The sequence below is a fragment of the Sorangium sp. So ce394 genome (assembly GCF_051474665.1).
Taxonomy (GTDB): Bacteria; Myxococcota_A; Polyangia; order Polyangiales; family Polyangiaceae; genus Sorangium; species Sorangium cellulosum_D.
Genome location: NZ_CP150339.1, coordinates 10,546,142 through 10,558,827, shown reverse-complemented (window position 1 = coordinate 10,558,827; position 12,686 = coordinate 10,546,142). Strand labels below are relative to the sequence as shown.

The window sequence follows — 12,686 nt, the reverse complement described above, 5'->3', positions numbered from 1 at the left end:
AGCGGAGGCGGGCGGACGAGCTGCCCGGCCCCCGGGGAGGGGGGCCGTCGCGCGGGGCGCGCACGGGCTGAACTCGCCTGGGGCGCCCTGTGCCCGGCGTGCGCAGCACGCCGGGCACAGGGCGCCCCAGGCTCAGACACCAGCCCGTGCGCGCCCCGCGCGACGGCCCCCCTCCCCGGGGGCCTACGGTCGTGGAAGGGGGGAGGACGGTGGGCGAGGCTAGCTCGCGGCGGTGCCGGGGTCGCCGGGGCGTGCGGGGGGGTCGCCCTCGGGGGCGGAGGCGGGGAGCGGGGTGACCGCAGGGCGGACCGTCTCGAAGCCGCGCAGCGGCGGGAGAGGCTCGATCGACGGGGCGACCAGCGCGGCGCCGCGCGTCGGCGGGATCGAGGCCGTCGGGTCGGCGAGGCCGAGCGTGGACTCGCGGAAGTGAAGGAAGACCGTCTGCGCGATCGACAGGCACGGGACCGCGAAGAGCGCGCCGGTGATCTGGAAGAAGTGCTCGCCGATGAGCAGCGCGAGCACCACGAGCACCGGATGGATCTTCGCCGAGTCGCCGATGATCTTCGGGTTCAGGAAGTTCGCCTCGAGCTGGTGGATGCCGACGATCCACGCGAGCACGCCGACCGCCGTGCCGAACGACTGCGTGAGGCCGATGAGGACCGCCGGGATCGAGCTCAAGATCGAGCCGAAGATCGGGATCAGCGACATCACCGCCGCGAGGACCGAGAGGATCGGCCAGTACTTGAGGTCGAAGAGCCAGAAGCCGATCGCGGAGAGGACGCCGTTCACGAGGCAGATGAGGAGCTGCCCGCGCACGACGCCGGACAGCCCCCGGTCGAGCCGGCGCAGGAAGCGATCGAACGACTCGCGCGAGCTCGGATGCCAGAGCTCGCGGAAGAAGCGCAGGATCTTCTCGTGCGTCAGGATGATGTACCCCGCGAGCATCAACGTCATGAAGAGGTTGAAGATGCCGCGCGAGATCGCGGTCGCGATGGCCTGTCCGATGCGCAAGACCGTGAGCGAGTTCTCCTTGAGGTAGGCGGCCGCCTTCTCGTAGCCCTCCTGGAGCATGTTCGCGCTCGAGAGCGGGTGCTTCGGGCGCGCCGGCGCGATCTGCCAGACGCCGTCGCCGGTCTCGCGGATCTCGACGTCCTCGGCGATGCGCACGTCGAAGGAGCCGTCCGGCCCGGGGACGATGCGGACAGGCGGGCGCTCGAAGCCATCCTCCCCGGGCGCGGCGAGATCGCCGGGCGGCGCGCCCGGGTCGTCGGGCGCCGGGTCCGGCGCGACCTCGCGCGGCGCGGGCGGCGCCTCGGGCAGCGCCTGCGGCTCGCGGCCGGACCAGCGGCGGAGCCGCGCGTCGAGCGCGGGCAGGTACTCCTCACGGAGCCGCGCGGCGAGCCGCGGCGCCTCGGCGGTGAGCGCCTTCCCCTCGGCGACGAGCCGCGGGACGCTGAGGGCGAAGAAGCCCGCGACGCCGGAGATCACGAGCGCGTAGACGACGAGGATCGCGGCCCACCGCGGGACGCGCGCGCGCTCGAGCCGGAGGACCGCCGGCGTGAGCACGTAGGCCACGACGAGCGCGAGCACGAAGGGGAGCAGCACCGCGTGCGAGACGATGAGCAGCGCCGCCGTCAGGACGGCGCTCACCGTCAGGAACACGGTGCGCCGCGAGGGCCCCTCGCTCACGGCGCCTCGCGCGCGGCCGGGCCCGGGACGCCGTCGTCGACGAGCGACGCGGGCAGATCGGCGAAGAAGCCGAGCAGGTGGTCGCGCGTCGCCTCGAGCGCCTGCGGCACGACGCGCGTGTCGGCGAGCACGGGCATGAAGTTGGTGTCGCCGGGCCAGCGCGGCACGATGTGCACGTGCAGGTGCTCGGCGATCCCGGCGCCCGCGGCGGTGCCGAGGTTGATCCCGACGTTCATGCCCTCGCACTTGAGCGCGGCGCGCAGGCGGGTCGCCGACTCGCGCACGAGGCGGAAGAGCGCCTCGTGGTCGGCCGGCTCGAGCGCGTCGAGCGAGGCGACGTGCGCGTGCGGGACCACGAGGAGGTGGCCCGAGGCGAACGGGTAGCGGTTCAGCATGACGAACGCGCGGCGGGTCGCGGTCACGACCAGCCGGTCGCGCTGTTCTTGCTGGGTTGCGCGGGGGATGCCGCAGAAGATGCAGTCGGACTGGCCCTTCGGCGCAAGGATGTACTCGATGCGCCAGGGCGCCCACAGGGGGTTGCCCATGTCGCGGAGACGCTAGCACGGCGGCCACGCGCGCGGGACCACCGCCCGTGCTTCGCGCCCGCCGCGTCGCCCCGTCGTCACCACCGCCGCCCGCGCCTCGCGTCGTGCTCGCGCGGCTCCCACGGGGATCGCCCGCCCGGGGACGCCCGCGCTCGGCCGCGGGCCGCGGCGCGGATCTCAGAAGGCGATCGGCGTGGCGGCGAGATCGAACCAGACCGAGAGGGCTAGCCCGGCGGACGTGCCGAGCGCGTCCCAGACGAGATCGCGGAGCGAGGGGGTGCCGTACCCGGCGGCGTCGAACGCCTCCTTCGCCAGGCCGGCGCCGAGCGCGACCGCGGCCCCCACCGCGATCCGTCCGTGGAGGTCGTCGGTCGCGAGCGCGCCGAGCGCGTACCCGCCGCTGGCGAGGGCGATGGACGCACAGAAATGGCGCGCCTTGTCATCGCTGAACCACGGGTCGGGGTCGCGCAGCGGCGCGTAGGCGCGCGCGAGCGGCCGCTCCGGGAACGTCACCCGGGGCAGGCCGCCCGGGAGGTGGGCGAGGGGGTCGCCGGCCGCGGGGCCGGCAAAGATGCCGCCTGCGGGGCCGGCGAGGGGGCCCGCGGGGCCAGCCAAGGGGCGCGGGCCGGCAAAGGGGGCCGCGGGGCCTGCGGCGAGCGGGCCGTCGGCGCGGGCGGGGGGCGCGCCGAGCGCCAGGGCGGCAAGGACCGGCGCGGCGAGGGCGGAGCGCGCGAGGGGGCCTCTCATCGCGGCGGGATCGTCCGCGGCGCCCCGCAAAAAGCAAGAGGCGAGGCCCTGGGGAGGGCCTCGCCTCTCGTCGACATCGGGTCCACACGGCGAGCCGAGCGGCACCGGGGCGCCCGCAGCCCGCCGTACCTTCGGTGCGGCGGAGTGCGCGCCTGGCGCGCGGCCGGTTCAGGCGGGCCGCGCGCCGGGCAGCGTCACTTCAGGTCGAGCTTGCCGCCGAACTTCTCCTTGATGAGATCGCCGATCGTCCCGGCCACCGGCTTGTCGTCGTCGTCCTTGCGCTTCTGCTGCTGCTGCCGGACCGGCGCGGGGCGCTCCATGCCGATGTTCTTCATCGTCAGGAAGAGCCGGCGGTCGACCGTGTCGAGCGAGGAGATCTCGGCCTTGACCTTGTCGCCGACCTTGAGCTTGCCGTCCTCGGGCTCCTGCACGTCGCTCTGCGAGATGAGGCCCTCGACGCCCTCGCGCAGCCGCACGAACACGCCGTAGTCGACGATGCTCACCACCTGCGCGTCCTCGATGACGCGGCCGGGCGGGTACTCCTGCAGCATGGTCGGCCACGGATCGTCCCAGAGCTGCTTGATGCCGAGGGAGACCTTCTTCTCGTCGTGGTTGATCGAGAGGATGATCGCCTCGACGTCGTCGCCCTTGTGGTACAGGTCGCTCGGGTTGTTGACGCGCACCGACCACGAGAGGTCGCTCTTGTGGACCATGCCGTCGACGCCCTCCTCGATCCCGACGAAGACGCCGTAGTCGGTGAGCGACCGGACCTTGCCCGCGATCTTGTCGCCGGGGTGGTACTTGTCCGTGAAGAGCATCCACGGATCCGGCTCCAGCTGCTTGAGGCCGAGGCTGATGCGCTTCGCGCGCGCGTCCACCTCGAGCACCTGGCACTCGAGCTCCTGGCCCACCTCGAGCAGCTTCGACGGGTGCTTGACCTTCTTGGTCCAGCTCATCTCGCTCACGTGGATGAGGCCCTCGACGCCCGGCTCCAGCTCGACGAACGCGCCGTAGTCGGTGATCGACATGACCTTGCCGCGGACCTTCTTGCCCGCGGGGTAGGCCTCCTCGGCGTGGTTCCAGGGGTCCTCCTGGGTCTGCTTGAGGCCCAGGGAGACGCGCTCGGTGTCGGCGTTGTACTTGAGGACCTTCACGAGGACCTCGTCGCCGACCTGGAACACCTCGCTCGGGTGGTTCACGCGGCCCCACGACATGTCCGTGATGTGCAGGAGGCCATCGATGCCGCCGAGGTCGACGAACGCGCCGTACTCGGTGATGTTCTTGATGGTCCCCTTGACGGTCATCCCTTCCGTCAACGTCTCGAGCGTCTTGGCCTTCATCTCGTCGCGCTCGCGCTCGAGGAGCACGCGCCGCGAGAGCACGATGTTGCCGCGCTTCTTGTTGAACTTGATGACCTTGAACTTGTAGGTCTGGCCGATCAGCTTGTCCAAGTTGCGGATCGGGCGGAGGTCGACCTGCGAGCCCGGGAGGAAGGCCTTCACGCCGCCGCGGATGGTGACCGAGAGGCCGCCCTTCACGCGCTGGCTGATCGTGCCCTCGATGAGCTCGTCCGCCTCGCAGGCGTTCGAGATCTCATCCCAGACCTTCATCTTGTCGGCCTTCTCCTTCGACAAGGTGACGAGGCCGTCGTCGTTCTCGCGGCTCTCGATGTAGACGTCGACCTTGTCGCCCGCCTTGACGGCGGCCTGGCCCGCGGCGTCCGCGAACTCGCGCAGCGCGATGACGCCCTCGCTCTTGCCGCCGATGTCGACCACGACGGAGTCGCGGTTCACTGCGACCACGGTGCCGGAGATGATCTCTCCTTCACGCGCGAAATCGCCCCCTTCCACGCTCTGTTCGAAGAGCGCGGCAAAGCTCTCCATGCTCGCCCCGGACGAGCCTGCCTCCATATGGATGTTACTAGTCATGTTGTTCGTTCTTGTTTCCTTTCCTTCCCTGGGATTCGCCGCGCGGGCGTAGGCATGGACCCTTGGTGCCACGCACGAGCGGCGGAGGGGCAGGCACACGCGTACCGATGCACCCGGCCCCTCGGGAGAGGCGAGCCTGTAGTCTGAGGAGGGGCCTCTGTCAATGCAACGACCGAGCCACGGTGGGTTTTTGTCGTTTCCCTGAGAAACGACGAGCCCGCCGGCTCAAAGCGGCGCATCGTCAGGGCGCCGCGCGCGGGGCGCCGGCGGCCTCGCGCGCCCGCTGTGCGATCGCGGCGCAGGCGCGATCGAGGCCCTCGACGGGCCATTTCGTCCGGATCTCGACGCGATCGCCCTGCGCTTCGGCCTGGGCGCCGTCGATCGCGGTCCCGACGCCGGCGACGTCGGGGAGCAGCGCGAGCGCGAGCTTGAGGCTGCCGAGGAACGCCTGGGCGTCCGCGGCGAGCGCCGCGGCCGTGTCGCCCGAGACGGGCGCGAGGCGCATCGCGAGCGCGGGCTCCGCGCCGAGCGTGAGCGTGCCCGAGGCGTGAGCGATGCGCCGGAACAGCGCGCCGGCGCGCGGGAGCAGCGGCGAGGCCACGCCGGCGGCGCCGGACCACGCGGCGCCCGTGAGCGCGAAGGCGACGGCGCCCTGCTCGGGCAGATCGAGGCGCTGCCACTCGTCCGACGCGGGCAGCGCGGCGCTCACGATCTCGACGTCCGTGCCGAGGACGAGCGTGCCGTCGTCGGCCTGGCCGATCACGGCGCGCGGGCGCGGGCCGCCGACGAGCAGGAGCTCGCCCTCGCGGCGGACATCGGACCAGCCCTCCTCGCGGGCGACCTTCTCCATGCCGGCGACGAACCGGCCCTTCGGGATGCGCCCGCCCGCGAGCGCGACCCAGCTCGCGGCGTCGGTCGAGGCGATCACGATCTCGCGCACGTCCGAGAGGACGTCGACGCCGGTGGCCGCCTCGACGCGCGCCCGCCGCGACGCGCCCGCGGGCGCCTCCTCGACCAGCGGCAGGAAGTGCTGGCGCACGGGCCCGAAGAGCGCGAGCTCCGCGGCCTCGAGGCGGACGACGATGTTCGCGTCGCCCGGGATGTGGCGCCGGGCCGTCGGCTCGTAGCGAAAGAAGAGGAAGTAGACGCCGAGCGCGACGCCGGCGAGCAGCGCGACGCCGGCGAGCGCCGCGGCGAGGCACGCGGCCCCCCGCGGCCGGCCGGGGCGCGGCGGGGCGGCGCCGCCGTCGGGCTTCGCGGGGGGCGCCTCGGCGGGGTCGGCCTCCGGGGCCGGCGCGGGCGCCGCGGCCTCGTCGATCACGGTCGGTCGGATCGGCTCTTCGATCAGGGTGTCGGGCATCGGTTCAGCCGGGGGAGCCCCGGGACAGCAGGGCGAGCACGAGGGGCGCCGGGAAGAGCCAGCGGAGCCGCACGGTGCGCTCCACCTGCTCGATCGAGAGCGCCTTCATCAGCTCTGCGTAACGCACATCCTCGACGTTGTCGCGCAGCACCTCGAGGAACCGCCGGGCGCGCCCGGCGCCGGCCGGGTCGACGCCGACGATCTCCGCGTCGAGGCGCACCCCCTCGTCGGCGAGGGACGCCACGGCGCGGACGCGCTCGACGCCGGCGACGAGCGCGGAGGCCGACGGGAAGCGGCGCGCGAGCGACGCGGGGAGCCGGCGCGCGCGCAGGTCGAGGCTCACGAGCCCCTCGGCGGCCGGGTCGCCGCGGCGCTCGTCCGGGCCGTCGCGGAGGACGCGCGCGACGCTGCTCACCTCGGCCGCGGACACGAGCGCGACGGCGCGATCGCCGAGCGCGACGATCCGCGCCGTGTCGGCGCGCGCGGCGACGCCGTCGCCGCGGCGATCGAAGACGGCGACGCCGCCCTGCACGCCGCGCACGTCCCGCGCGACCGGCGACGGCGCCCAGCGGTCGGGATCGGGCGCGAGCCCGGCCATCCGGCCCTCCAGGACGACGACGCGGTCGCCCGCCTCGAGATCGGCGAGCCGCAGGCCGAGCCAGACGACGTCGGCGCGCCGGAGGGCGCTCTCGAGCGCCTCGTCGGGCGCCTCGTCGAGCGCGCGCCGCGCGAGCTCGTCCGCGGCCGCCTGGCCGAGGCCGGCGCGCATGCGGGCGACGTCGACGCGCACCACGAGATCGAGATCGGCCGGGAGGAGATCGGCCGGCTCGATGCGCCGGACGATCCGCGGGCCGTCCGGGATCCTCGCGCGCTGCGCCTCGGGCCGCGGCGCCTCGCCCCCGCAGGCCGGGAGCGCGAGCGCGATCAGGGTAGCGGCGGCGGCGGCGGCGCGGGCGTCACGCGCCGCGCGCACGGATCTCCACGAGGGACGCCATCTCGTCGATGATCTCCTGCGGGCTCCGGTGCCCGGAGTCGACGAGGATCGCGTCGTCGGCCTTGCGGAGCGGCGCGACGGCGCGCTCGCTGTCGGCCTTGTCGCGGCGGAGCACGTCGGCGAGCGTCGCCTCGAAGCTGACGGACATGCCGCGCGCGACGAGCTCGTCGTACCGCCGCTTCGCGCGGATCTCGGCGGGCGCCGTGAGGAAGAACTTCACCTCGGCGTCGGGGAACACCACGGTGCCGATGTCGCGCCCCTCGAGCACGACCCCGCCGCCCGCGCCGGCCTGCCGCTGCATCGCGAGCAGCGCCTTGCGCACCGCGGGGATGGCCGAGACCCGGCTCGCGCCGAGGCTGATCTCGGGGGCGCGGATCGCGCTGGAGACGTCCTCGCCGTCGAGCAGCACCCGCATGCCGCTGCCGCCCACGCTCGAGTGCGGCGGCCCGCCCTCCGGGGCGGCGCGCGCGGCGGCGGAGGCGTACGCGGCGCCGGCGTCCGTGGAGTCGGGCGCCGCGCCGCGCTCCAGCGTGATGCGCCCGCCGCTCGCGAGATCCTCGGCGAGGGCGCCGATCGCGCCGGTCTCGTCCCACGCGAGGCCCACGCGGTGGACCGCGAGCGCGACGGCGCGGTAGATCGCGCCGGTGTCGACGAGGAGGTAGCCGAGCCGCTCGGCGAGCCCCCGCGCGACCGTGCCCTTGCCGGCGCCGGCCGGCCCGTCGATGGCGACGCGCAGCCGCCGGAGCTCGCCCTGGCCCGGGAGGTGGCGTGCGTCGTCCTGTCTCTGCCGTTCGGTCACCTGCGCTCCTCCTCGTTCGCTCGCTCGCCCGCTCGCCCGCTCACGAGCCGCGGGCGCCCTCGACCTCGATGCGCGCGCCCAGGGCGCGGAGCGTCCCGACGAAGAGGGGGAAGCTCGTCGCGATGCAGCCCGCGTCGCGCACGCGCGTGGGCCCGCGCGCGGCGAGCCCGAGCACGGCGGCCGTCATCGCGATGCGGTGGTCGCCGCGGCTGTCGACGTCGGCCGCCTCGAGCGGCCGGTCGGGCCTGCCCTCGACGAGGAGCCCGTCGGTGCGCTCCTCGCAGCGCAGGCCGAAGGCGCCGAGCACGGCCGCCATCGCCGCGATCCGGTCGGTCTCCTGCACGCGCAGCTCCCGCGCGTCGAACACCTCGGTGACGCCGCGCGCCCGCGCGGCGAGGCCGAGCAGGATGGGCAGCTCGTCGAGGGCGCGCGCCGCGAGCTCGCCGCCCGCGCGCCCGCCGCGCAGGCCGGCGCCGGACGCGATGTGGAGATCGCCGGTCGGCTCGCCGAGGGCCTCCCCCTTGATCTCGACGGCGACGCTGCTGTCCATGTCGCGCAGCACCTCGAGCAGGCCGGTGCGCGTCGGGTTGAGGCCGACGCGTCGCGCGGTGACGCGGCTCTCTGGCACGAGCTCCGCGGCGGCGAGGAGGAACGCGGCGGCGGAGAGGTCGCCGGGCACGTCGAGGTCGAACGCCGGGAGGTCGCCGGAGAAGCGGGCCGCGTCGAGGCAGACCATCGCGCCGACCGAGTCGACCGGGACGCCGAGCGCGGTGAGCATGCGCTCGGTGTGATCGCGCGAGACGATCGGCTCGCGCACGAAGGTGGGGCCGTCGGCGAAGAGGCCGGAGAAGAGCAGGGCGCTCTTCACCTGGTCGCACGGGACGGGGAGGTCGTATTCGATGGACGAGAGCACGTGCGGCTCGGGGAGCGGCCCGACGTCGAGCGGCGCGGTGATCTCGCCGATCGTGCGCGGGTCGAGCTGCCCCTCGATGCGCCCGCCGCGGAGGCGGAGCGGCTTCGCGACGCGCTCCATGGGGCGGCGCGAGAGCGACGCGTCGCCGACGAGGCGCGCGGCGAAGCGCTGGGCGACGAGGATGCCCGAGAGGAGCCGCATGGTCGTCCCGGAGTTGCCGCAGTCGATGGGCCCGTCGGGGGCGCGGAGGCCGGAGAGCCCGGCGCCGTGGACGACGAGGTCGCCGGGCGACGGCTCCTCGACGCGGACGCCCAGGGCGCGCAGCGCGTCGACGGTCGAGCGGACGTCGCCGCCGAGCGCCCCGCAGCGGACGCGGCTCTGCCCGGTGGCGAGCCCCGCCAGCAGGAGCGCCCTGTGGGCGATGCTCTTGTCCGCGGGGACCGGCACGCTCCCGATGAGCGGCCGCTCCGCCGGGTGGACGATCAGGTCGGGCACGCGATGCCGTTTAGCAGAACGGCGGGCGCAGGCACAGCGGGCGGGGCGGGGGGCGGCGGGGGCGCGGCGCGGCGGCGCCCGTCCGGTGTCCGGGCGCCCGGGCGCATCCTGATGGTACGCTCGGCGCGCCGCGGGGAGCGGCAGGAGGCGGTGTGGACGTGAGCGAGGCACTGGACGTGGCGGCGCGCGTTGCGGCGCGGCTCGGCGCGATCCCGGGCGTTACGGCGGTCGTGCTGGGCGGCTCGCGCGCCCGCGGCGCCGGCCACCCGGACTCGGATCTCGATCTCGGCATCTACTACGAGCCGGAGCGCCCGCCCGATCTCCCGGCGCTGCGCGCGCTCGCGCGGGAGCTCTGCGCGGGCGGCGCCGAGGGCGCCGTGGCGCCGCTCGCGCGGGAGCTCCTCGCGGCGGACCCCGGGGACGTGGTGACGCCGCCCGGCGCGTGGGGACCGTGGATCAACGGGGGCGCGTGGCTCGAGATCGAGGGGCACCGCGTCGACTGGCTCTACCGCGATCTCGCCCGCGTGCGGCGCGTGGTCGAGGAATGCCGCGCGGGGCAGGTGACGTGCGACTACCAGCCCGGGCACCCGCACGGCTTTTTCAGCTCCAACTACCTGGCCGACATCCACGACTGCCGGCCGCTCTTCGATCCGGCGGGCGTGCTCGCCCCGCTCAAGGCGCTCGTGACGCCGTATCCGCCGGCCCTGCGGCGGGCGCTCCTCGATCGGTTCCTGTGGGAGGCCGGCTTCGCGATCGACACCGCGAAGAAGGCCGCGGGGCGCGGCGACGTGGTGTACGTGAGCGGCTGCCTGTTCCGCGCCGCCGCCTGCCTCGTGCAGGCGCTGTTCGCGCTGAACGAGCGCTACGTCTCGAACGAGAAGGGCGCGCTGCAGCGGACGCGGGCGCTCCCGCGGTGTCCCGAGGGCTTCGCCGACCGGGTGGAGGCGCTGCTCTCCGCGCCCGGCCAGGGCGCGGAGGCGCTGCTCGGGAGCCTCGGGCGCATGGAGGCGATTGCGCGCGAGGCGCGCGACCTGTGCCGGCGGAACGCGCCGGGCTGCTAGCATCGCCCGCGACGGAGGGCGCCGCGGGAGCGGGGCCCGGGGACACATCGAGCGAGGACGAGGAGCCATGGAGTCGATCACGCTGGAGCACGGTCCGTCGGAGGAGCAGCTGGCGAAGCTCGGGGCGCGCGGCTGGCCCATCTGGACGAAGGAGGTGTCGACCTTCCCCTGGCACTACGACGAGCCGGAGACCTGCTACCTGCTCGAGGGCGACGTGATCGTGACGCCGGTGGGCGGGGGCGCGCCGGTGCGGATCCAGGCGGGGGATCTGGTGACGTTCCCCGCCGGCCTGAGCTGCACGTGGGAGGTCCGCTCCCCGGTGCGGAAGCACTACCGCTTCGGCTGACCCGGGCCGCGGCGGGCGGCCGGCGGCGGCTCGCGCCGCGTCACGGCAAGTTGGCGTCGAGCCAGGCGAGCCGGGCCCTCAGGAAGTCGCGCATGACCTGCAGCTGCCCCTCCCACGTCGGCGCGGTGGGGCCGCCGAGGAAGCCCTCGCTCGACTCGATGATGTCCGACACCGGCCACTTGGCGAGGTCGCGGGCCGCGGCCTGCGCGAGCGGAGCGCTCAGCTCGTCCATGCGCTGCTCGAGCGCGGCCTCCGACAGGAGCGTCTGGCGCAGCGCCGTGTAGCGCGCCCGCACCTGCGCCATGAAGGCCGGATCCGCGGTGAGCTTCTGATACCAGTTGTTGACGTTCCTCGCGCCGCTGAAGCGAAAGCCTGTGTCGTTGTTCGACTCCGGCGCCGCGCTCTGGGCGCCCACGCCGCCGAGCGCGAAGTTGTAGTCCCAGAGCGGGCCGGCCTTGATCTTCTGATCGCGATCCTTGTGGTAGAAGGCGCTCCGCACGTAAGCGTCCACGTTGAGCGTCAGCTCGCTGATGATCAGGTAATCGATGAACGACGGCACGTCGATGTACGCCGCGTAATCGCCGATCGGCGTCTGATGGAGGCTGTCGTGGAACTCCTGGATATATTGTGTCAACCAGGTCTTCTGGGCGTCGTTCAGGGGATCGGGATCCACGACCTCGAGATCGATCCAGCACGTGCCGCCCTGGCCGGGGCGCGGCCCGCCGCCGCCGAAGCCTCCGAACGACGGGAGCGGATCCGAGCCGGTGCAGGTGAGCTTCGGCTCCTCGGCGGCCGCCTGATCGAACTTGAAGATGTAGCCGCCGCTGATCTTGGGCGCGTCGAGGTCCTCCTCCTCGAGCTGCTTGAGATCGGTGCGGGCCTCGTTGTTCTTGATGGTCTCCGAGATCCAGTAGATGCCCTGGTAATCCGCTTCGCCGATGACGCGCGCGTCGTAGTTCAGGTAGACCTCGGCGAACTCGTTGCGCGGCGCCTCCAGGCCCATGTCGCGGCCGAGGGTGTAGGTGAACGGATTGCGGATCAGCGTGCGGTCGTAGTACGGGGGGATCAGCGCCCAGTCCGAATCGGCGGGCATGCCGAGCATCGGGTAGTCGAGGTCCTTGTCGTCGTTGCCCCACAGCTCGAGCTTGTAGGGTGTCTGGGGGAAGTTCATCGAGGACTGGCCGCGCACGTGATAGCCCCCGCGCATCGCCATCGTGGGCAGCGAGGCGATCGAGGCGACGCCGTTGACCGGCTCCCAGATCATCACCGCCGCGTCGAAGTAGACCTCCTTGTCGGTCGGCTTGCCCTGGCCGTAGCCGTCGATGATCATGATGGGGAGGTCGGAGGTCGCGTCGATGGTGCGCGCGATGTAGATGCCCGTGCTCACCGCGCCGCGCGCGTCGCCCCCCACGAACGCCTGCGCGCGGACCTGCGTCGTGGCGGTGAGGGTCACGGGCTCGCCCGTGTACAGCGTGGACGCCGAGGTCGGCAGCTGCCCGTCGAGCGTGTAGCGGATCTCGGCCCCTGCGACCGAGGTGGACATCTCCACCTGGATCTGATCCCTGAACGTCTGGCTCGGCGTGGAGAACGTGACATCCCCCGTCAGGGACGGGATCGTCTGCGGGGGGCCGTCGCCGGGTTCGGCCGGCGCCTGGCCGCAGGCGACGCTCAGCGTGACGAGGGCGAGCGAGAGGGAACGGTGGAGCCCGGCGAAGCGTGCCCGTCGAACAATGGCGCTATTTTCCACTGCCAGCCTCATTGACATTTCAAGAAATCGTCATTGTACGGACACACGGGGCCGCCGCGCCA

General features: G+C 73.7%; 11 protein-coding genes. 2 read left to right on the top strand and 9 right to left on the bottom strand.

The features are described from left to right. Positions 1-219 precede the first annotated feature (219 nt). From WMF33_RS39025 to aroA, 8 genes are all read right to left on the bottom strand, one after another. The gene (locus tag WMF33_RS39025) at positions 220-1,689 is read right to left on the bottom strand and encodes an AI-2E family transporter (RefSeq protein ID WP_437333366.1); all 1,470 of its coding nucleotides are present in this window, start codon (positions 1,687-1,689) and stop codon (positions 220-222) included. Beyond that, positions 1,686-2,234 (bottom strand): HIT family protein, encoded by a 549-nt coding sequence (locus WMF33_RS39020; protein ID WP_061622619.1) that lies wholly within the window; start codon positions 2,232-2,234, stop codon positions 1,686-1,688. The genes WMF33_RS39025 and WMF33_RS39020 overlap by 4 nt, the downstream gene beginning before the upstream one ends. Positions 2,235-2,411: 177 nt before the next feature. Further along, on the bottom strand, positions 2,412-2,981 hold the full coding sequence (locus WMF33_RS39015) for a hypothetical protein (RefSeq protein ID WP_437333365.1): 570 nt from the start codon (positions 2,979-2,981) through the stop codon (positions 2,412-2,414). A gap of 194 nt (positions 2,982-3,175) precedes the next feature. Further along, positions 3,176-4,981 (bottom strand): 30S ribosomal protein S1, encoded by a 1,806-nt coding sequence (locus tag WMF33_RS39010; RefSeq protein WP_437333364.1) that lies wholly within the window; start codon positions 4,979-4,981, stop codon positions 3,176-3,178. 169 nt (positions 4,982-5,150) lie between these two features. Then, positions 5,151-6,269, bottom strand: coding sequence for a hypothetical protein (locus tag WMF33_RS39005; RefSeq protein WP_437333363.1), 1,119 nt, complete (start codon positions 6,267-6,269; stop codon positions 5,151-5,153). A 4-nt stretch (positions 6,270-6,273) separates the two neighbouring features. Further along, positions 6,274-7,242 carry a hypothetical protein gene (locus WMF33_RS39000; protein WP_437333362.1) on the bottom strand — a complete coding sequence of 323 codons (969 nt, stop codon included), beginning with the start codon at positions 7,240-7,242 and terminating at the stop codon, positions 6,274-6,276. Then, a complete protein-coding gene (gene cmk / locus WMF33_RS38995) occupies positions 7,226-8,062 on the bottom strand; it encodes a (d)CMP kinase (protein ID WP_437333361.1) in 837 nt (278 codons plus the stop codon). Before cmk ends, WMF33_RS39000 begins: the two co-directional genes overlap by 17 nt. A 40-nt stretch (positions 8,063-8,102) precedes the next feature. Next, on the bottom strand, positions 8,103-9,470 hold the full coding sequence (aroA, locus tag WMF33_RS38990; protein WP_437333360.1) for a 3-phosphoshikimate 1-carboxyvinyltransferase: 1,368 nt from the start codon (positions 9,468-9,470) through the stop codon (positions 8,103-8,105). A gap of 158 nt (positions 9,471-9,628) precedes the next feature. On the opposite strand from aroA, the gene WMF33_RS38985 reads away from it, so the two are divergent. Beyond that, complete coding sequence (locus WMF33_RS38985; protein WP_437333359.1) at positions 9,629-10,531, top strand: nucleotidyltransferase domain-containing protein; 903 nt, start codon at positions 9,629-9,631, stop codon at positions 10,529-10,531. 67 nt (positions 10,532-10,598) lie between these two features. Beyond that, on the top strand, positions 10,599-10,877 hold the full coding sequence (locus WMF33_RS38980; RefSeq protein ID WP_437333358.1) for a cupin domain-containing protein: 279 nt from the start codon (positions 10,599-10,601) through the stop codon (positions 10,875-10,877). Positions 10,878-10,917: 40 nt separating this feature from the next. Here the strand turns inward: WMF33_RS38980 and WMF33_RS38975 are convergent, their stop codons facing one another. Then, complete coding sequence (locus WMF33_RS38975; protein WP_437333357.1) at positions 10,918-12,624, bottom strand: CotH kinase family protein; 1,707 nt, start codon at positions 12,622-12,624, stop codon at positions 10,918-10,920. Between the last annotated feature and the right edge of the window lie 62 nt (positions 12,625-12,686).

Coding starts and splice junctions, on each gene's coding strand:
- WMF33_RS39005 (WP_437333363.1), bottom strand. CDS start 6,269: ATGCCCGACACCCTGATCGAAGAGCCGATCCGACCGACCGTGATCGAC.
- WMF33_RS39015 (WP_437333365.1), bottom strand. CDS start 2,981: ATGAGAGGCCCCCTCGCGCGCTCCGCCCTCGCCGCGCCGGTCCTTGCC.
- WMF33_RS39020 (WP_061622619.1), bottom strand. CDS start 2,234: ATGGGCAACCCCCTGTGGGCGCCCTGGCGCATCGAGTACATCCTTGCG.
- WMF33_RS38980 (WP_437333358.1), top strand. CDS start 10,599: ATGGAGTCGATCACGCTGGAGCACGGTCCGTCGGAGGAGCAGCTGGCG.